4 protein-coding genes are annotated in these 1205 nt (G+C 37.7%); all 4 read right to left on the minus strand.

Annotated features, from left to right (window positions below):
• The coding region (locus tag ETC00_RS19265; protein WP_253264344.1) for a phage terminase small subunit-related protein at positions 1–105 on the minus strand (105 nt) is incomplete at its 3' end.
• Positions 106–163: 58 nt separating this feature from the next.
• A complete protein-coding gene (locus tag ETC00_RS19270; RefSeq protein WP_171567673.1) occupies positions 164–541 on the minus strand; it encodes an HNH endonuclease in 378 nt (125 codons plus the stop codon).
• Positions 542–543: 2 nt separating this feature from the next.
• Positions 544–831: an ImmA/IrrE family metallo-endopeptidase gene (locus tag ETC00_RS19275; protein WP_171567674.1), complete on the minus strand. Its 288-nt coding sequence runs from the start codon at positions 829–831 to the stop codon at positions 544–546.
• Positions 832–876: 45 nt separating this feature from the next.
• Positions 877–1205, minus strand: a 329-nt coding sequence (locus ETC00_RS19280; RefSeq protein WP_216369591.1) for a hypothetical protein, incomplete at its 5' end; no start/stop codon positions are given.

A 1205-nucleotide genomic window follows, 5' to 3' on the forward strand; every position in this document is an offset into this window, starting at 1 on the left:
GGATACACCTAATTGAGCGGCAATGTCTTTTAGTTTCATCTCACCGCCGCTTGCTTTCCATATCTCAAATGCTTTATCTCGTCTTGGATCTCTTTGTCTTGGCATAGTTACATGACACCATCCTCCCTTTCATAACCAAAATAAAAAAGCCGCTCTAGGCGACTTACTTCCCGATTTTCACTCCTAATTCGCGATGAATCTCTACATGACAATTTCTGCATAACGTAATTAAGTTATCCATATAGTTACTGCCTCCCCATGAACGCGGGACGATATGATGTGTATGCAGGTCTTGACTGAATACTTCATAGTGTTCGCGTCTGGTCATTCCACATCGTTGACAAGTAAAATTATCCCGCTTCATTGCTCTATCTCTTTGACGCTGGTAATCTTCAACGAATAATACTTCGACAAGCCATTTTTCCGCATGTTCTTTGCTACAATAGCGCCGCCGCTTATCTTTTAGTTTGGTCCCGCACCAACGGCAATATTGAAACGTAGCAGGATTATCTTTTTCTTTAATCGGTAAAGGGAATTCCATTGCTAATCACCAAACATAAAACGATTTTCTTTCAACACTTGATACAACACCGCAGACACCCGATCGATCATTTCCTCGTCTTGTTCATCGTATCCCACCTCCTTAAAACAGGCGTGCAGCAGTTCATGAACGAATGTTTGCTCTTTTCTCGTTTGGCAAAGACTTGAATCAAGCTCGATGATTCCTTTATGGTAGTTGATTTGTCCTAATGTATTGAAACGCTCTAAAATCCCATCCACTTCATGGACTTCGTAATCAATTCCTGCTACTTTGACTTTGCTTGGAATCATTGTTTTCCCTCCAATAAAAAAGCACCCCGAAGGATGCCTGTTAATTTATCTTTTATTTAACTCTACTATTAACTTTTCTAATTCATCTACAAGATTACTTAATGCATATTGAAGACTAACAACGCCAAATTTACCGCTCAACAATTTTCTTTCACATAATTTAATGAATTCATCAATTTTCTCACGATTATTTTCATCAGTATAATAACGGGAAACAATAGTCGAAATAACTACCATCATATTCGATGGATAATAAAGCTTCTCGGGATCAATATACCCACCAAAATCTCCAACATCAGTTTTTAATTCTTTTTTAGCTAATTCAAACAACTTAATATTACCTTCCAATTTTATCACCTTCCTTTGCCTAATTA

It is taken from the genome of Brevibacillus sp. MCWH (genome assembly GCF_013096935.1).
GTDB classification, from domain to species: Bacteria; Bacillota; Bacilli; order Brevibacillales; family Brevibacillaceae; genus Brevibacillus; species Brevibacillus aydinogluensis.